The 18,186-nt window shown below is 41.7% G+C and carries 20 protein-coding genes and 1 pseudogene; 10 read left to right on the top strand and 11 right to left on the bottom strand.

What is annotated here, in order from left to right:
- The first annotated feature begins 493 nt into the window (after positions 1-493).
- The 6 genes and pseudogenes from V7K85_RS32120 (at position 494) to V7K85_RS32095 (ending at position 3,236) form a co-directional block, all read left to right on the top strand.
- A complete protein-coding gene (locus V7K85_RS32120) occupies positions 494-1,339 on the top strand; it encodes a GNAT family N-acetyltransferase (RefSeq protein WP_334820102.1) in 846 nt (281 codons plus the stop codon).
- Between the two features lie 262 nt (positions 1,340-1,601).
- Positions 1,602-1,928 (top strand): annotated as a pseudogene (locus V7K85_RS32115) (TRCF domain-containing protein); the annotation flags it as partial.
- A gap of 123 nt (positions 1,929-2,051) precedes the next feature.
- On the top strand, positions 2,052-2,315 hold the full coding sequence (locus V7K85_RS32110) for a hypothetical protein (RefSeq protein ID WP_334820098.1): 264 nt from the start codon (positions 2,052-2,054) through the stop codon (positions 2,313-2,315).
- The gene (locus V7K85_RS32105; protein WP_334820096.1) at positions 2,299-2,637 is read left to right on the top strand and encodes a type II toxin-antitoxin system RelE/ParE family toxin; all 339 of its coding nucleotides are present in this window, start codon (positions 2,299-2,301) and stop codon (positions 2,635-2,637) included. The genes V7K85_RS32110 and V7K85_RS32105 overlap by 17 nt, the downstream gene beginning before the upstream one ends.
- 189 nt (positions 2,638-2,826) lie before the next feature.
- Positions 2,827-3,030, top strand: coding sequence for a type II toxin-antitoxin system HicB family antitoxin (locus V7K85_RS32100; RefSeq protein ID WP_334820094.1), 204 nt, complete (start codon positions 2,827-2,829; stop codon positions 3,028-3,030).
- Complete coding sequence (locus tag V7K85_RS32095) at positions 3,027-3,236, top strand: type II toxin-antitoxin system HicA family toxin (RefSeq protein ID WP_104908348.1); 210 nt, start codon at positions 3,027-3,029, stop codon at positions 3,234-3,236. The genes V7K85_RS32100 and V7K85_RS32095 overlap by 4 nt, the downstream gene beginning before the upstream one ends.
- A 7-nt stretch (positions 3,237-3,243) precedes the next feature.
- On the opposite strand, the gene V7K85_RS32090 is transcribed toward V7K85_RS32095, so the two are convergent.
- Positions 3,244-3,714 carry a DUF29 domain-containing protein gene (locus tag V7K85_RS32090; protein ID WP_334820092.1) on the bottom strand — a complete coding sequence of 157 codons (471 nt, stop codon included), beginning with the start codon at positions 3,712-3,714 and terminating at the stop codon, positions 3,244-3,246.
- Between the two features lie 190 nt (positions 3,715-3,904).
- Positions 3,905-5,143, bottom strand: a complete 1,239-nt coding sequence (locus V7K85_RS32085) for an AIPR family protein (protein WP_334820090.1) — start codon at positions 5,141-5,143, stop codon at positions 3,905-3,907.
- A gap of 309 nt (positions 5,144-5,452) precedes the next feature.
- On the opposite strand from V7K85_RS32085, the gene V7K85_RS32080 reads away from it, so the two are divergent.
- Positions 5,453-5,581: a hypothetical protein gene (locus V7K85_RS32080; protein ID WP_334820241.1), complete on the top strand. Its 129-nt coding sequence runs from the start codon at positions 5,453-5,455 to the stop codon at positions 5,579-5,581.
- Between the two features lie 51 nt (positions 5,582-5,632).
- On the opposite strand, the gene V7K85_RS32075 is transcribed toward V7K85_RS32080, so the two are convergent.
- The 3 genes from V7K85_RS32075 to V7K85_RS32065 all read right to left on the bottom strand — a co-directional run bounded on the left by V7K85_RS32075 (position 5,633) and on the right by V7K85_RS32065 (position 7,587).
- A complete protein-coding gene (locus V7K85_RS32075) occupies positions 5,633-6,088 on the bottom strand; it encodes an NUDIX hydrolase (protein WP_334820088.1) in 456 nt (151 codons plus the stop codon).
- Positions 6,089-6,096: 8 nt separating this feature from the next.
- A complete protein-coding gene (locus V7K85_RS32070) occupies positions 6,097-6,549 on the bottom strand; it encodes a DUF3531 family protein (protein ID WP_334820087.1) in 453 nt (150 codons plus the stop codon).
- 78 nt (positions 6,550-6,627) lie between these two features.
- On the bottom strand, positions 6,628-7,587 hold the full coding sequence (locus tag V7K85_RS32065) for a Sll0314/Alr1548 family TPR repeat-containing protein (protein ID WP_334820085.1): 960 nt from the start codon (positions 7,585-7,587) through the stop codon (positions 6,628-6,630).
- A 317-nt stretch (positions 7,588-7,904) separates the two neighbouring features.
- Here V7K85_RS32065 and V7K85_RS32060 point away from each other — a divergent pair, with 317 nt between their 5' ends.
- Together V7K85_RS32060 and rsmG are read left to right on the top strand one after the other, a co-directional pair.
- Positions 7,905-8,579, top strand: a complete 675-nt coding sequence (locus V7K85_RS32060; RefSeq protein WP_334820083.1) for an ABC transporter ATP-binding protein — start codon at positions 7,905-7,907, stop codon at positions 8,577-8,579.
- 219 nt (positions 8,580-8,798) lie between these two features.
- Positions 8,799-9,536, top strand: a complete 738-nt coding sequence (rsmG, locus tag V7K85_RS32055; RefSeq protein ID WP_334820081.1) for a 16S rRNA (guanine(527)-N(7))-methyltransferase RsmG — start codon at positions 8,799-8,801, stop codon at positions 9,534-9,536.
- A 1,224-nt stretch (positions 9,537-10,760) separates the two neighbouring features.
- Here rsmG and V7K85_RS32045 read toward each other — a convergent pair.
- The 3 genes from V7K85_RS32045 to V7K85_RS32035 form a co-directional block, all read right to left on the bottom strand.
- Positions 10,761-11,552 carry a superoxide dismutase gene (locus tag V7K85_RS32045; protein ID WP_334820079.1) on the bottom strand — a complete coding sequence of 264 codons (792 nt, stop codon included), beginning with the start codon at positions 11,550-11,552 and terminating at the stop codon, positions 10,761-10,763.
- Positions 11,553-11,663: 111 nt separating this feature from the next.
- Positions 11,664-12,839: an ABC transporter ATP-binding protein gene (locus V7K85_RS32040; RefSeq protein ID WP_334820077.1), complete on the bottom strand. Its 1,176-nt coding sequence runs from the start codon at positions 12,837-12,839 to the stop codon at positions 11,664-11,666.
- Positions 12,840-12,953: 114 nt separating this feature from the next.
- Complete coding sequence (locus V7K85_RS32035; protein ID WP_334820075.1) at positions 12,954-13,673, bottom strand: GUN4 domain-containing protein; 720 nt, start codon at positions 13,671-13,673, stop codon at positions 12,954-12,956.
- A 380-nt stretch (positions 13,674-14,053) separates the two neighbouring features.
- On the opposite strand from V7K85_RS32035, the gene V7K85_RS32030 reads away from it, so the two are divergent.
- On the top strand, positions 14,054-15,475 hold the full coding sequence (locus V7K85_RS32030; protein ID WP_334820073.1) for an NADP-dependent isocitrate dehydrogenase: 1,422 nt from the start codon (positions 14,054-14,056) through the stop codon (positions 15,473-15,475).
- A 623-nt stretch (positions 15,476-16,098) separates the two neighbouring features.
- Here the strand turns inward: V7K85_RS32030 and V7K85_RS32025 are convergent.
- The 3 genes from V7K85_RS32025 to mtnA form a co-directional block, all read right to left on the bottom strand.
- Complete coding sequence (locus V7K85_RS32025; RefSeq protein ID WP_334820071.1) at positions 16,099-16,551, bottom strand: hypothetical protein; 453 nt, start codon at positions 16,549-16,551, stop codon at positions 16,099-16,101.
- 217 nt (positions 16,552-16,768) lie between these two features.
- Entirely contained in the window at positions 16,769-16,894 is a 126-nt protein-coding gene (locus V7K85_RS32020; RefSeq protein WP_334820069.1) for a hypothetical protein, read from the bottom strand.
- Positions 16,895-17,037: 143 nt separating this feature from the next.
- Positions 17,038-18,099, bottom strand: a complete 1,062-nt coding sequence (gene mtnA / locus V7K85_RS32015; RefSeq protein WP_334820068.1) for an S-methyl-5-thioribose-1-phosphate isomerase — start codon at positions 18,097-18,099, stop codon at positions 17,038-17,040.
- Positions 18,100-18,186 lie beyond the last annotated feature (87 nt).

Here is an 18,186-nt window from a genome sequence, read left to right as displayed (position 1 = left end):
TTGGTCTGAGAAATGCTGAAGACCTTGAGATTTTTGGAGTAGCTACTAGTGGAGTTATCTTTATAACCCAATACAGTTCAGTTAAGCATTTCTTCCTTCTCTTTGCGTCCTTTGCGTCCTTTGCGTCCTTGGCGGTTCGTTAAAAAATTGCCTTTGACAAAGAGTTTTAGCCTTAATTGAACCGTATTGCTTTATAACCAAGGATAGTTACTTTGTTAACTTGGTTGATGGTCTTGGATGATCACTACAAATTATCAGTTGACGTGCGGAAATACATCAAATGCTCGGTTGCAAGAGATTCTGAGTGCTACTTTGCTATTAATCAGCGAGCATAGCTAAAGTTGATTAACTGCCTTGATAGAAATAGATATAACACCAACGGCAATAAACGAAGCAAGCACCCTACAGGTATGAGTATAAAAATGTTAAGAGTTATGATTCAGCTTGCCAAAGAGAAGTTAAATAATTGACAGTCCAGCAGTAAAAATATGTTATGACCACAGATAACTTCATCCTTCGCCCAATGAACAGGTCAGAAGTGGATTTAGCGATTACTTGGGCAGCAGCCGAAGGCTGGAATCCAGGCAGGTATGATGCTCAATCTTTTTATCAAACTGACGAGCGCGGTTTTTTCTTGGGTGAGTTGAACGGTGAACCGGTGGGGTGTATTTCTGCTGTAGCTTACGATCAATATTTCGGCTTTCTTAGTTTTTACATTGTGAAGCCGCAGTTTCGTGGGCAAGGGTTGGGTATAAAAATTTGGAATCAGGCAATCGCTTATTTATCTACTCACCGTAACATCGGTTTAGATGGGGTAACAGCTCAACAAAATAATTACAAAAAGTCTGGTTTCCAAATTGCTTACAACCATATTCGTTATGAAGGGGTTGGCGGCGGTATTGCGCCTCCTGGTATTGTTGAACTAAAAACAGTACCTTTTGAGAAATTGCTGGCTTACGATTGCCAACTTTTTCCCTCTAAGCGTTCGCTGTTTCTGCGAGATTGGATTGAGCAACCAGAAAGTGCTGCATTAGGGGTTTTAAAAGATGGGTATCTTGCTGGTTATGGAGTTATCCGGCCTGCCTATACAGGTTTAAGAATTGGGCCGTTGTTTGCCAATAATGAGAAGATTGCTGAAGCCCTATTTCTTGCCTTGCTTGCACAAAATCCTGATGTTCCAGTATTTATTGATGTGCCAGATGTCAATTTACAAGCGATTGCTTTAGTTAAACATTATGGTTTAGAGCCAATCTCTCAAACTGCTCGGATGTATACCAAAGGAATGCCTAGTTTACCGATTAATCGTGTGTTTGGTGTGACAAGTTTGGAACTTGGTTAGAAATAATTGGTGAAGAAAACTATCGAAGGCATTTATCAGATGGGCAAATTCGCCTCACCCAGCTACTGCAAGATGTTAACGATCGCTCTCAAGTTATCGTCACCTTTCTAGATCCTAGCAAAATCTACACCCCCAAACTATGCTATTCGTAGAGGTTTGGTGAAGGTATTGGTATCTTTGGGTTTGTTTCAGGTATACGCATTAGGTTAGTTCAACCTCAACATCTTTGCCTTTATTGTATAACTGTCTCAAACTCTACTATTTCAGCGATCGCTATGGTAATTTACCAGTGTCGGCAAATCAACTTTTGCGAGTCATGGAACTTAAACAGCTAGCGAAAAAACTTGGATTTAGCCGGATTAAACCAGAAAACAAGCAGCACGTCGTTTTAGAAACGCTGATGGAGGAACCTGCTTGGAATTTATTGGCGGCGAATTTACCAGACAATCTCAAGACGCGCTTTGTCTATTCTCCTGCTAAAGTTACGGTGCGCGGTTTAGGAGTTTTTAAGGCAGATCAACAATTGCAGAATTTAATTGATGCTTTCGGCAGAATGCAGGGTGCGATTCCAGAGGCGGCTATTGTTTGAACCGTAGAAAAAGATTAGTCATCAAGTGAAAACCTATGTCATTTTGAGCAGGTGGGAATTCCAAACCCAGCCCTTTGAGACTAGTTAGTAGAATTAAAGGAAATACCAACCCAACTTCAACTCATGATAAAAACTATCGAAGGCATTTATCAGGATGGGGAAATTCACCTCACCCAGCTACCGCAAGATGTTAGCGATCGCTCTCAAGTCCTTGTCACCTTTCTAGATCCTGGCAAAATCGACCCCACCAAACTACGCCAACTGATTGATCAGTTTGAGACAATTGCAGGTATTGCACAAGGTTTCGAGGAACTCAACGCTGGTAAAACTCGCCCCATTGGAGATTTCGTCCAAGAAATGCAGCAAAAGTATGGCATTTCAGATTGAGATTACCCCAATTGCGGAAACTCAAATTGAGCAAGCTTATCGCTGGTATCGAGAACGGCATCCTGAATTTGCTGATCGTTGGTTTCGAGGATTAATTAATGCTATTGCTACCCTGCAAGAGAAGCCCCAACGTTGTGCCTTAGCAGTCGAACATGAAATTTTTCCAGAAGAAGTACGCCAACTCCTTTATGGGAAAGCCAAAAACGTATACCGAGTACTTTTTACAATTCGAGGTACTACAGTTGATGTGTTGTATGTGCGTTACAGTGGTCAAGCACCACTGACAGTAGATGACCTAGAAGAGTTAGAAGGTGGAGTTTAGGATAATTTGTTTTTGCACTAGGAAACTTAATACTTGCTTATACTCAAACCTAACTATTTCTGCTATGAAGAGCGATCGCAGAAGCATCTGTTGTTTGAACTGTAGCAACAAACATTATTTTGAGTAGCCACAGTTAAGAGCAAATAGTTATGGTTATTAGCATATTCTGACAAACTAGTTCACAGGTTTATGAAAATTAGAGCAATTATTCATCCAGCAGAAGAAGGCGGCTATTGGGCAGAAGTTCCCGCGCTTCCGGGTTGTATTACCGAAGGAGACACCATAGAAGAGGTAACAGCTAATTTAAAGGATGCTATTGAAGGTTGGCTTGAAGTTGCCAACAGTCGTAATGCAATTGAGTCAACAGATCAAGTTGTCGAAATTGCTGTATGAAATCGATTTCTGGCAAGCAACTTTGTAAGATTGTGGAACAAAAAGGTTGGGTTTTACAAAGAATTACTGGCAGTCATCATATTTATGAAAACCCTGAAGTAGAAAAAATCCTGTCAATTCCTGTTCACCGCAATCAAGATTTAAAAGTTGGAACCTTGAAAGCCTTAATGAAAATAGCCCAGCTATCTGAAGAAGATTTACTTTAATTTCAAATTACTGCTCTAATTCATCTATTAACTTACTTGGTTCACCTGGGTAAAAATCATAGTCCACAATCTCTGGCAAACTATAGGGACACTCTATCGGAAAAGTCCGCTTGGGTAAATCTGTTTCTCCAATAGCTAATTCGACACCTTTAAGGTAGGCTTTGCGAAGTGCTTCTTCAAGGTAGGGTTTTAGGCTAGGATTGTCTTCAAGCAGTTCAGCAATATCTAAGCGTTGAATACGCAGTGTTGCTAACCAGCTACGGCTACGGCGTTGCGACTGGTACTGCCATTTTAGTAAATGTCCAATCAACACACTCAGACGGTTTCGCAGTTCTTGACGTTGCTGTTTACCCAAAGATTGAATCTCCTCAATCAGATTTTGTAAATCAATCTGACTCCACTGCTGATCACGAAGTAAAGTTGCTTGTTCCTGTGTCCAAGCGTAAAAATCAGTTTCGTAGAGGCCTGGTGAAGGCATTGGTATCTTTGGGTTTGTTTTAGGTACACGCATTAGGTTAGTTCAACCTCAACGTCTTTGCCTTTATTGTAGAACGGTCATGCTTCCGCAATAACTTGGTTTGCCAGTTATCTCAGAAAAAAAGTCCGAACACCTTAGAGGGTCAGACAGATTAAAGTTTAAGACCAATCTATCAATCTAGCCCATAAACTTATGAGGTCAGGATACCCCGTTGAGCCAACTCCATAACTATGACGCTATAGCAACCACGATAGGCTGCTTCTTTACGACCCACTTCAGCAGGTTTACCCTTATTGTCTTCATTTTCCTTAAGCACTATTCCAGCCATCTCGTCGATCGTAGCTTTTAATAATTTTTCAGGGTTGACTAGCCACTCTAGCTCCCCTTGTTCCCAAGCCGTACGAGAAATATTGGCTCTGAACGCTGCTACCATTGGGTAGAGCCACCCAAGGTGCAAATGCCCATTAATTATCCCACCAGCAAAGTGAGCTTTTCGCTCTTTATTTTTGGGCGAACGAACGCGATTATTTTTCTTTGTGTTACTGACTTTGAGCTTGCCAGGAAACTTTGGAGCTGCTAATTGCTGTATCCGATCAATTAGAATCAGGATATCATGTAGATGAGGAACAAGTCGCTTAAACACACGACTATCCTTTTCCTTGACATCTTTGATAAAGGTGTCAAGAACAGCTTTGGGCTTGCCGAAAATTGTATGAGGATGGTTCTTTCTGTCAGGAAACAGCTCTAAATTAAGGAGATTCATATAAGTGAGGACTTGCTCAACATCAAACTCTCCAGAATCGCCCATCTTGTAGGCTATTTGCTCAGATCCTTGTTTTCCTTCTAGAGAACGCTTAATTTCATCAAAAGAGCCTTGCAGATTCTCGATAGAGGTATTGTTTACCTGCAATGAGCGGTTCAATCCTTCAGCAATATCAGCAATCAGGTATGAGTCAACATCCTCCATTGCTAGAATGTGAAGGCGAACATACGCATCCCAAGGACTGGGATATTCGCCGTCTTCAGTTACTTCACGAATCGCAAAGAAAGTGTGACCCCCATTGATCAAGCCGTGCTGAGAGGGGTCTGTAAGTTGCAAGGTTACTATACCTTGCCCACCTTTCTCTTTTACAAACTCTGTGTCCTTTACAATCAGATAAATACCTTGATTTTTGAAAGCAAATTTTTCAGGATGCTCCCTTAAGGTTTCAACGATTTGATGAGCGACAACTCCTGCTAGCGTACCTTTGGTGTTGCGGCGGGGGGTACGCGGGTTAATGGACATCCAATATTCCAGCTCTTGAGGAACATCTTCTACACGTACAAAGCAAGTTGCTAGTTTTGCTTTACTTATAGCTCCGTTAGAAGGAACTGGCATAGTACGATATTCATCCGCTGGAATGCGGAATTCAATTGGTTTTATCATCATTAATTTTTCCTCAAAAATACAGTGGGCTATACCCGCTGTAATTAACTAGAGCGCTGAATCAGAAGCTTGGTTAAGACTCCAGATTTTGTTCAGTGCTAGCCATTATTGTTACTATAATCTTGCTCTAATTGTCAAGTGAGCGCTCGTATTAGAGACAGAGTGATTCCACATTGGCTTAGTGTTAATAGTCCGGTATTATCTTAGGTTAAGTCCAGGCATAAACGTTGACTGTAAGTGGCGATCGCACCCTAACAACCCCAACAAAGTGTAAGCAGAGATAATTTATAGTATGACTTTCGTATAACAGCTATGACTGAGCTACTTGAACAAGTGATCGCCAAACTAAAAAACTTGCCTGCCAATGAACAAGATGCGCTCGCGGCAATGATTTTGGAAGAACTAGAAGATGAATGCTCTTGGGATGTGTGTCTTTGCTGAGTGCGGTGGCATCATTAACGGCAAAGCAATCTTAATAAATTTTCAGATAATTTATAAATATTCAAAAAATATTTCAGGTACTAATCTGAATTCTCCAGATTTAAAGCGAGAGATATCTATCCATAACGCTCTATGTTTATGATTTGGTGATTCTGAAAAAACTAAACTTTCCAACTGATAAAATTTTGAATCAGCAAAGTCACATTGATAAAGCTGAATAATTTCATGACCTTGCCTACCATTAAATGTAAATAGGTTCTCTATACAACCTAGATATTTAATATTCGTTAATTCTGCCTGAATTTCCTCTTGAAACTCCCGTTCCAAGGCGACGCGGCTGGTTTCGCCAAATTCAACACCACCGCCCAAAGCCCGATAAAATCTTTCTTGCTTTACGGGATCATAGCCTTGAGAAACAAATATGCGTTCGCCCTTGGCGTTGGCTTTGCCATCGCCATCCCGAATTAACCCCAAAGCTATTACCCGAATTTCGCCTGCTTTATTCATTTTTATAACTAATTATCGTAAATAGACTGAGGACGACTTTCGCTATCCTCAATAGGCCAATCTGGATTTTCGCCACCGATGTACAATTGTTCAATGGTGACATATTCGTCACTTAGCTGTGTGAGGGCGTTGATTAAAATATCCAGAGCGATCGCATCACTGGTTCCTAAGTCAAACCAACAACGCCCCCATTGACCCTCATATTCAAACTCACCGATGTTGTGCATCAGTGCTAGCAGGCTTTTGTCATACCCTTGTGCATCATAATTCATGTAGCTAATATCGAGTCCAGTGTCCTGCACCTGAAGATTCTCTGCATTAAATGCACCCAATTTACCCAGATAAAACCAGGAATTGAAAACTTCTTCTACAAACTGCTTTTCACGCCCAGATGGATTTGTGCTGAATTTTAGCCAAATCCACACATCAAAAGGATTAATTTCGCGGAACTGAATCTCCATTTTGGTCTAATATCTCAATTACTCTTCTGCAAATAAGCATATCAAAGTGGGGATTAGAGAATAGGGACTAATGCCCAATTACCCAGGATTATTCAGGCTAACAGCATTTTTACGTTCCCGCTCAATTTGTTTGACTAAATCGCCTGGGAGTTGGGATTTTTTAGTCAATGCTTTGTCAAAATTAGCGATCGCTTCCTGGATCATCTGCTGGCTGTTTTCTTTTTGCCCCAGTTGTTTCAGGATTTGGGCTTTGAGATAATAAATTTCTGGATTATCGGATGTGGTTTTGAGCGCCCGATTGACATACTCTAGTGCCTGTGGATACCGTTTTAAATCCCGGTAAGCAAGAGCAATACCCCGATCTACTAGATACCCAGGAGCAGCATTTTGTTCTAAACGTCCAATTGCCTGATCTGGGCTAGCAAAAGGCAAATAAACCGCCAACAGTAAATCCATATAACCCTTGATTAAACTCAGTTCTGGATCGTTGGCAGAAACTGCTTCGGCTTTGTCTAAATATTCATAAACTTGCCGCAACCGACTAAAGGCTTGCGGCACACCGTTGACTGTACCCTTACGGGTGAGAACTACTGCACCCTCTAAAAAATGACCAACAGCAGTGTATAAATTACCACGCAATGGATCGCTAGGAATCAGTTTTTGTCCGGTTTCTAGAGTTTTCTGACTGTAGGTGTCTAGTTTAGCCCAATCCTTATTTCCGTATGCTAAAGATGCCTTCATGGCATAGGCTAGAGGTTCATTTGGCTCTTTGGATAGTGCTTGTTGCAGATAACGATCGGCGGCTGGATAGTTACCCTGTTGGAAAATCGCTTTAAAAGCTGCTTCTGTTTGATCGCCAATTTGATGAGGTTCACTATTGCGAAACGGATCGCCAGCCAGGGAGGGATTTACCCATAGATTAAGTGCGATTGCCCAAGGGGCAACGCCAAAGGCGATCGCAGTGGCAAAAGCAGTCTGAGCAAAGGTAGTTAGTCTAGCAGACACTACTAATCGAGGCGAAGAAAACCTTTTAGTCATTTTAACCCTCAGAATAATTGCGGTTGAAATAGTTGTATGCGTTACTTAGAATGCAAAAAATGGTTAATTTTAACTTGCCTCTGCTTCAACCAAAATTTTCTTATATAAAGGTTGACTTTGGTAGTTTTTTCATGTTTCCAGGCTTGTTATAGCCATTGTTTAAGGGTGAGTCTGCCACAATGGAGAAAAAGTGGATGATTGTTGCTGTTAAATTAAGGTGTTAATCCGGGTAATGCGCTAGAAATTTTTCCAGAATTTTCCAGATGCTCTCAGTGTAGCTAATCAGTAACTTGCTGACTTTTTGGTAATTTTAACAAATGCTCTATCTCCGAAATATAATTTATCACCCCACAGCGTGCCCAACAGCGATTCTCAAATCGATCAACTTGGAATTAGCACCCCAGCAGCTAGGTCTGATTATTGGCCCGAGTGGTTCGGGAAAAAGTACCTTACTAGAAATTTTGTCGGGACTAGCCGAACCCACTACCGGCGCACTCTTCTGGCGTGAACAAGAACTCATAGCTGAACAACTACAACAATTAGCTGGGTTGGTATTTCAGTTTCCAGAGCGGCACTTTTGCGGTGGTTCAATTTTAGAAGAATTGCGTTTAGGACATCCTGAGTTAGGGTCAGAACGAGTTAGACAGGCGCTGAGTGAGGTGGGATTAGAGCATTTATCGCTTAACGCTGCCCCCCATGCTTTGAGTGGTGGTCAGCAAAGGCGTTTAGCTTTGGCAGTCCAATTGATTCGCCAGCCAAATTTACTGTTATTGGATGAACCCACAGCTGGGTTAGATTGGTCAATGCGTCGGCAACTAGTAAGTTTATTGGCGAAACTGAAACAAGATTGGACACTGTTAGTAGTGACACACGATGCTGGGGATCTGTTAGCGATCGCAGACCGTTGCTGGACACTCAACCACGGTGAACTACAATCAGTAGACCCAAGGACACTAGAAGCCAAAGTTAAAGAACCTCTACCAGCAGTATAAAAGGGGGAGTAGTAGTACTGAGTGCTGAGTGCTGAGTAAAGAAGTGGGGAATCTCACTTCTTTACTGAAGACTCTTAACTCGGAACTCAGAACTCTTTTGCCCAATGCCCAATGACTAATACTTCGGCTTCTCTACGAGACGCTACGCGAACGCTCAGTACAAGTGACTAATGACTAATGACTAATGACTAATGACTAATGACTAATGACAAATGACTAATGACAAACTTATTGCCTGAGATGGCAGAAATCTGGCAGCAAACTCTTAATTGGCAACCAACTGTCCGACAGCAAGCGCAATTCCAAAGGCTTTATCAGTTAATCCTAGAAGGTAACCGCCAACTAAATTTAACTCGTATCACTGATCCTCAAGAGTTTTGGGAAAAACATCTGTGGGATTCTCTTAAAGGAATTGCGCCACAGGGAGAATTTATCCCGTCTCTCCAAGAAGGTGCATCTGTGATTGATATTGGCACGGGTGCGGGTTTTCCCGGTGTTCCAGTGACAATTACTGCACCTAATTGCAAAATTACTCTGATGGATTCAACCCAAAAAAAAATTACTTTTATCGAAAAAATCTTAAATGAAATTGCCCTGACCAATGCCAAAACTCTCGTTAGTAGGGCTGAAGAAATCGGTCAGCAACCCCAGCACCGACAAGCTTATGATATTGCTTTGATCCGCGCTGTTGGGACAGCTTCTGTTTGTGCAGAATATGCCTTACCATTACTCAAACAAAGTGGTTTAGCGATAATTTATCGTGGTAATTGGACACAGGAAGAAACCACAGTTTTGCAAAATGCTGTTAGCCAACTAGGTGGCGTGATTGAATTAATTGAAAAATTTACCACTCCTCTAAGTGATAGCATCCGTCATTGCCTTTATGTGCGTAAAGTAGCAAACACACCAGCTAATTTTCCCCGTGTTGTAGGTGTACCTTCTCAAAAACCGCTTTGAGGGGGGAGTGCAAGAAAAAGGGCGTTGCTGAGTGAAAGGATGAATTAGCCACATAAAATGATTCCTCCCCGCAAGGGGCAGGGCTGTTTCATTCCCTAAAGAGCCTTAAAAATCAAGTGTTCTAGCGATTAAAAATTGATTATTTTGTTACCAACGTGCCGAGAAAATGAACAATATTACTGTTGTTTAAGTGCTTAAAATTTCATCTTTTCGTCACCCTCACTTACAATTTTTCTCGCAAACCATCTTGACAAATTCTGTTTGAAATGGAATGAAACAGCCCTGCCGCAAGGGGGGAGGTGAGCAAAAATCAAACTTTATCAGATCAGGGTTGATAAAGATATTAGACTTCTTGCAAAAGTCCTTAACATCTCCACTTCTAAGAGGAAATTCTGATGAGTGGAGTTATTATTTTTGATTTATGCAAAAAGTAAACACAAGTTGAGCGATGGATAAGGACTCTGAGGGTTTTGTCGTAAGCTTTCTAGAATATCTTGCTATAATTCATTAATCGATTCCTGCAACTGTATAAATGGGTTTCTCTAGAACGAATTGCACCCCATATTTCAGATCAACAATTACTTACCAAGGATTCGCATTTTGATGGTTTGAGCCGATAGAAATCGTCGAAAAAGATTTAGTTTGAGGTTTAATCTTATTGCTGCTCTCTACAATTACCAGCTTCATCTCCCCCAACCCGAATTTGCTTGAGCGACTTTTGCAAGAGGTCTATTGTTTCGAGGAAATTAACCAGACAAAATATTAGCCCTAATTCTTGAGAATATACCAAGTGGCATTACTCGGTCGTCATATTGCGAAGTCACTTTTAATAGAGAAATAATAAATGCCAGGGGCAGGAATATCGCCATTTACGCCCAATTGTCTAGTAACTGTTTGACCTGTAGAACTGTTAATTAAATACCAAGTACCATTACCCGGCAGCCACACTGCAAAACCAGCTTAATTACAATATTTATTGATATATATTCATATTTTTAACATTAAATTAAGCTTGATTAAATTTCCAAAAAATAAAAAAACTAACTGCAAGGGTTGAAGAAAACTAATTATTAAACAATACCTATGCCAAAAATAGAAATAGTCTAGCTTTTCCTGAAACAATCCATCCTTTGCACATTTGATATCACATCAAAAAAATGGCAGCAGAATGTTGTTTCTGTTGCCAGTTTGTAAGCGCCTATAACTCTAAATTGTTGTCTGGTTTTAGGCAAATTTACTTGCTGCTGCAAACCGCTTGTTAATCTCATCCCAATTAACTACGTTCCACCAAGCATCTAAATAATCGGCGCGGCGATTTTGGTAATTGAGATAATATGCATGTTCCCATACGTCATTACCCAGGATGGGATATTTACCTTCACTTAAGGGACTATCTTGATTAGCTGTAGTTGTCACTTCCAACTTACCAGCTTTGTTACGCACTAGCCAAACCCAACCACTACCAAAACGACCAGCACCAGCTTCGTTAAACTGTTTTTTGAAAGCTGCAAAAGAGCCAAAATTTTGATTAATAGCGGAGGCTATACCTCCTGTTGGTTCCCCCCCACCTTTCGGCTTCATAATTTTCCAGAACATTGAGTGGTTCACATGACCACCGCCATTATTGCGTACTGTTTTGCGAATATCTTGTGGTATCTTGTCAAGTTTCTGCAACAGTTCTTCAACAGTTTTGCCTTTGAGTTCTGGGTGTTTGGCTAACGCTGCATTCAGGTTTTTTACATAAGTTGCATGGTGTTTATCATGGTGAAATTGCATCGTTTTGGCATCAATGTGTGGTTCCAGTGCTTCGTAGGCGTAAGGTAAAGGCGGTACTTGGATAGCCCCTGTTGTATTTAGTGTTGTATTTGGTGTTGTATTTGGTGGTGTATTTGGTGTTGTCTTTGATATTGCAGTGTTTCCTTCAGAAGATTTCTCCGCCAATGCACAAGCATCTAAGGCAAAAGCACCCGCACCTGCTGTGAGTAAAAACAAGAAATGGCGTCGATTAATAGTCATATAAGTTTTTGCAGCGAATCCATTAAGTCTCTATTGCCGTTTTTATTTTCTTAGATTTTGGCTACAAAAAATTGGGAATTTGCGATTATTTCTGGCAGTTTAAGAAACTATTTATAAGATTCTGTCCCCAGTTTTGGGATCAAACACAAACAATTGATTTAAATCCAGTTGTAGAGAAAGGCGATCGCCTGGACGCGGACGCACATCCCCACTCACCTGAATATTCAACACCACCGCCGAACCAGGTAAAGCAGCACGAATCAAAGTTTCCCTGCCCAAAGGTTCCACCATTTTAACTTCTACAATCAGCTGACTCTCATTTCCTTCTTGGCGTTCTTCTCTTCGAGAGGCATCTCTTTCAGAGACGCTAACGCTAACGTCAACGCGTTCACGTAGTGTCTCCAGTTGGTGACTTGGCGGTTCGTTAATAAAAATATGCTCTGGACGAATCCCCAAATCAAAACTGTGTCCCTGACGCGACTGTAATTTTTCTTTTATAACTGCTGAAACTGTTAATAACTGTCCACTCACATCAAAACCGTTATTTTGATAGATTGCAGGTAAAATATTCATTGGCGGACTGCCTAAAAAACTTGCCACCATCTGATTAGCAGGACTTGCATAAACAGTTTGGGGATCGCCGATTTGTTGAATCCGCCCTCGATTTAGCACGACAATTTTATCAGCCAAAGTCATCGCTTCAACTTGATCGTGGGTGACGTAGATTGTTGTAATGCCTAATTTTTGATGTAACTGTTTCAATTCTGCCCTTGTCTCATCGCGCAATTGGGCATCTAAATTAGATAAAGGTTCATCAAGTAAAAACACTTGTGGTTCACGAGCGATCGCTCTCCCTAAGGCTACCCGTTGTTGCTGTCCCCCAGAAAGTTGTTTGGGTTTACGATCCAGCAGGTGATCCACAGAAAGCGATCGCGCCACATTCACCACCCGTTCTTGAATAATTTTCCGGTCAATCTTCCGCATTTGCAAGCCAAAGCCGATGTTTTGCGCCACACTCATGTGAGGATAGAGAGCGTAGTTTTGGAATACCATCGCCACATCCCGTTGTCTGGCTGGGATATTATTCACCAAGCGATCGCCAATAAAGAGTTTGCCAGATGTAGCGGTTTCTAAACCAGCGATCGTTCGCAAAATTGTAGACTTCCCACAACCCGATGGCCCAACTAAAACCCAAAACTCGCCATCAGGAATTTCAAAGGTAATATCCTCGATAGCGGTGACGTTATTAAATCTACGCTTAATTTCTTCTAGACGAACGTTTGCCATTATCTGATTAAAGTTAATAGTTAGGAGTTAGGAGTTAGGAGTTAGGAATTTTAAGTTTTGAGTTTTAAGTTTTAAATTAAAAACCTTTTCAACTCATAACTAATAACTTCTAACTCATAACTGTGTCCAAGCAGGGTGAGAGAGTAAAGAAGCAAAAACTCGTACCCCCCGAAGTTGATTAGAGAGGGGTAAGTGACCTCTAGGCGCACTCAAATCCCAGGTAAACTCGTTAGGGTATCGCGTCCAGTTATTACCTTCTTTCCAGCCAATTTTCGGCCAGAAATTCTCCCAATTTTTACCCAAACTCAACCAGATTTCTCGCTGCACTGAAAAGCCAAATTTACCTTCGGAGTGGACTAACCAGAGGTTGTTAATGGTTTGCAAGTCAATAGCCGGGGAATTTCCTACCTCAGTAAAATACAACCATTTTCGTTGTACAGCCGTTGGCCCTGATAGTTCACACATTTTCTCTATGGTGACGCGATCGGCTGCTTGGAAGTCTTGAACAGCCAGTAGCTGTTGCAAAGAATTATAGTTAATCCCGCACTCTGATTTTAGAGGTACAATTCCCTCAGGAAAATAGGAACGCAGAAATTCTTTAGCTTGAGGTGCATTAGAGTTATAGAGGACTTGGTAAGCTTTGCCATCAACCCAAGTCGCTGGGTTCTCACGTCGTTTCAGTAAAAATTCCATCAACACGTCTAATCCCTCATTACCCAACTCAGCTAACTGTGGGATTATCTGTTGTTGGACTTTTTCAGACCCAGCAATTAACGGTCGTCGCAGGGAGTCGATGTCATTAGCAGGGCCTGATAAAATCATTGGATCTGTCATGCCATTCTCGTGTTAGCGGTCAGTGAAAGAGTGGTAAGCTATTAGGCTTCTCCAAGGCGAAGCACTGATAGCGAAAAGTAGTTTACTATTTTTGATCGTACAAAATTGCGATCGCTTCACTGAATCCCACACTTAATCCCCAAATAATGTACAAGGGGAATAGGGGGAAAATCTGCGCCTTATGGCTTGGCAAAGGGAACTGGGGACTAGGTACTGGGGACTGGGACTGGAGGGACAAAGGGGAATTATTCAAAAAGTCACTCCGTTGTCTGTTTCCAATCCCCAATACCCAATCCCCAAGCAAAGACACAGCAAAATACACAAGCCTGCCACATAAGGATTTTTTGACTAGCAGCGTATCGATTAGGAGTGTGTGAACTATGTACGACAAGATTACCCCCCCCGTAACCGGAGCAAAAATCACCTTCAAAAATGGTGAACCAATCGTACCGGACAATCCAATTATCCCCTTTATTCGGGGCGATGGTACAGGTATAGACATCTGGCCTGCTACCCAAAAAGTGTTAGATGCTGCGGTAGCCAAAGCATACAAGGGTCAGCGTCAAATTAGTTGGTTTAAGGTTTACGCTGGGGACGAAGCCTGTGATTTATACGGAACTTATCAATATTTACCTCAGGACACTCTCACGGCAATTGAAGAATATGGTGTAGCAATTAAAGGGCCTTTGACTACTCCCATTGGGGGGGGAATTCGTTCTTTAAATGTGGCACTACGGCAAATTTTTGACTTGTATGCCTGCGTGCGTCCTTGCCGTTACTATGCAGGTACGCCCTCACCTCACAAAAATCCCGAAAAGCTGGATGTAATCGTTTATCGAGAGAATACCGAAGATATTTATTTAGGCATTGAGTGGCGACAAGGTAGCGAAATCGGCGATCGCTTAATTAAAATTCTCAACGAAGAACTGATCCCCGCCACCCCAGAACATGGAAAAAAACGCATTCCTCTTGATTCTGGTATTGGCATCAAACCCATCAGCAAAACTGGTTCCCAGCGCCTAGTTAGACGTGCCATCAAACACGCCTTGCTATTGCCCAAACACAAGCAACAAGTGACTTTGGTGCATAAGGGCAACATCATGAAGTACACCGAAGGGGCTTTCCGCGATTGGGGTTATGAACTAGCAACCAGCGAATTTCGCCAAGAAACTGTCACAGAACAGGAATCTTGGATTTTGAGTAATAAGGAAAAAAATCCCAATATTTCCTTGGAAGAAAACGCTCGCCAGATTGAGCCTGGGTTTGATGCTCTCACCCCAGACAAGAAAGCGCAAGTTGTCAAGGAAGTTGAAACTGTTCTTAACACAATTTGGGCAACCCACGGCGAGGGCAAATGGAAAGATAAAATTTTGGTGAATGACCGGATTGCTGACAGTATTTTTCAACAAATCCAAACCAGACCGGATGAGTATTCGATTTTGGCGACGATGAACTTAAACGGCGATTACTTGTCTGATGCCGCCGCCGCCATTGTTGGGGGATTGGGAATGGGGCCTGGGGCAAATATTGGTGATGCTAGTGCCATATTTGAAGCCACCCACGGCACCGCACCCAAACACGCCGGCTTAGATCGGATTAATCCTGGTTCAGTGATTTTGTCTGGTGTGATGATGCTGGAATTTATGGGTTGGCAAGAAGCCGCAGACCTAGTTAAGAAAGGTTTAAGCGATGCGATCGCGAGTAGTCAAGTTACCTACGATTTAGCCCGGTTGTTAGAACCACCAGTTGAACCCTTAAAATGTTCTGAATTTGCCGAGGCAATTATTCAGCATTTTGGTTAAATGCACTGGTGTCAACTTAAGTCATAGCGAATAGAATTCGCACGCTAGCTTCAAGCCTCTTAACCTGAGATATTGCAGCATTCTCAATTAGCTCCCTAGCCTGCCCAAAAATAAATTTCTCTTTCTTATAGCTAAAGTCCATTCAAGTGGACTCAAACCCTTTCTTAGTCTTCTTTAGAAGACTAGCAAGAGAATTCATTCTAAGACGCTTGTTGGGAATTTTTAGTGACTTCCAATAAATTGGACTTTTTTGTCCAAAGTCCAATTATTTACGCCGTGCTGTACTAGTGCGATCGTTTGCATCAGGGTCATAAAACACCTAACAACACAAGATGCAAGTGATCGCACTTCCGTTAGCGAGTCACTTAATCCCTAAAGTCCTTGTGTCTTTAGGTTAAAACACTCCAATGTCGTGATCACATCGATTTCCCGACATTTTCCCAAAAAACAACCTATTAGTTAGGATTTCAGGCGATCCCCAAAGCTTACTTAAAGAGAACGCTCTATTATCAATGGTGAATACTCCTGATTCACGATAGCTGAAACGCCTGTTTTTAAGTTGGTTTTCAAAAGTTTGTGGTTTACTAACAAGCCAATTTAGCATTAAGCAAAGCAGCTTATCTTTAGTTTCTCAATCTTGTTCCACTTGCCCATACAGGAACATTATCACCTGTATAAATTACCAAGTTACCATCATTTTGAACATTGAGACTACAACTAGAGCCAGTCGTAGTAAAAGTTGCCCAGGTGGGGATTGCATTAGAATCATAAATGACTAAATTGCAGTCGGATTGCATGACGATGTTGTTAACTTCGGTGTCAAAAGTGTTTGATTCCCAGAGAACAGAGTTGGATGAATCATAAAGAACAAAGTCTCCATCATTTTGCAGTACGGCTGTATATTGCTGATTAGGTGAAATCAAGTATTGACCAGGGGATAAGAATTCGCCTGTGTTAAGGACAGATGTACCTGCACCCGCCAGAGCCTTGTTTTGTTGAATAAGCAACGTAGATGGTGATGAAATTGCAAATGCTGTTGTAAAACATAGAATTTTAAACAGTTTAGATAATTTCACAAACGTACCTCCAATTAATTTCTGTTTTCTGCAAATAGTGCTGAGATGCGATAGCGGTAAACTCGCGCAATTAACTAGTCCTTCAAAACACTCCTGGGACGAAAACTATTGCGCTTTGAGGTTCAAAACAACGACCAAGAGATCATTGCAGGCTAGAAATTTTAACCTTAGTGTTTTTATGGCATTGTAATGTCTTAATCAACTTTAGAGTATACTGTCAGTTGCTGTTTAACAAATGAACGTTTAAAAAATTTACACCATTACTAGCCACTGGTGATAACATCAACAACGCCGCCGCTGCTCCCAATACCTGCTCATCGCTCACTTCCAGATATTTCTGCAATTTGTCTAAGTCCCGATGCTTTGAGATTTCCTGAATAACTCTCAGTAGGATGCCAGCATTACTTATCTAGGTTAATCCAGTACGCCGGAAGCTATTATCCCAGCTTGATCGGTATTTTATTTTCTTGCAAGTCCCTTAATGATTTACACTACTTGCTTTAGCCGTGATTTCACCAATTCCCCTGGTGCGATCGCTCCATTCTCTGTAATGATTGCTGTAATCAACTCAGCCGGAGTCACATCAAAAGCTGGGTTGTAAAAATCTACACCTTCAGGTGTGAGAATAGTATCACCAACTTGATAGATTTCTGTTGGTTCGCGTTCTTCAATCGGAATTTTGCTGCCATCAGCTAATTCAAAATCAACGGTGGAAAGGGGTGCAGCCACAAAGAAGGGTATATTATGTGCTTTAGCTGCGATCGCTAAACTATACGTACCAATTTTATTAGCGGTGTCACCGTTAGCAGCAATTCGATCAGCACCCACAACTACAGCATGAATCAAACCCTGTTTCATGCAATGGGCTGCCATATTATCAGTAATTAATGTAACTGGAATACCTTCTTGCACACATTCCCAAGTGGTGAGTTTTGCGCCTTGCAAACGGGGACGGGTTTCGTCGGCAAATAAACGTTCTAAACGTCTTTCCCTCCAAGCAGAACGCACAACACCCAAGGCTGTGCCATAACCAGCAGTAGCTAACGCCCCAGCGTTGCAGTGGGTAAGCAATGTTAGTTTTTTCGGGGTAGACGGTAAAACTGCCAAACCATTGTCGCCGATCGCCTGACAGGTTTGCAAATCTTCAGCGTTGATTGTTTGGGCTGTTTGGAAAAGGGTTTGCTTAATGTCTTCTACTGTTCCCAGCGTTTCGTAGGCAGCTTTAATCATCCGGCTAATTGCCCAAAATAAGTTTACTGCTGTCGGACGAGTAGAACGCAACAGCTGGGCTACTTTATCTAAGTGTTGCAAAAATTCGTGGCGATCGCTTGTTTCAATTTCCCTTGCACCAAGATACATTCCGTATGCCGCAGCCACACCAATAGCAGGCGCACCTCGGACAATCATGGTTTTAATTGCCCGCGCCATATCTTCACTGCGGTGAATTTCCACAAATATGTATTCGTTGGGTAAGCGCGTTTGATCAATTAGTGACACTGAGTCATTGTGCCAAATAACGGGATAAACCTGGTTTGTGGAAGGTGTCATAAACAATTCTAAATTCAAAATAAAAAAATGCAATCATATCAACTATTTTAGGAACTGATACCATTTCTTTGTGAAACTGCGCCAAAC

The organism is Nostoc sp. (assembly GCF_036917615.1).
In the GTDB taxonomy this organism is placed as follows: Bacteria; Cyanobacteriota; Cyanobacteriia; order Cyanobacteriales; family Nostocaceae; genus Nostoc.
The sequence above is the reverse complement of the archived record's forward strand: the minus strand, read 5'-3'. Positions and strand labels throughout refer to the sequence as shown.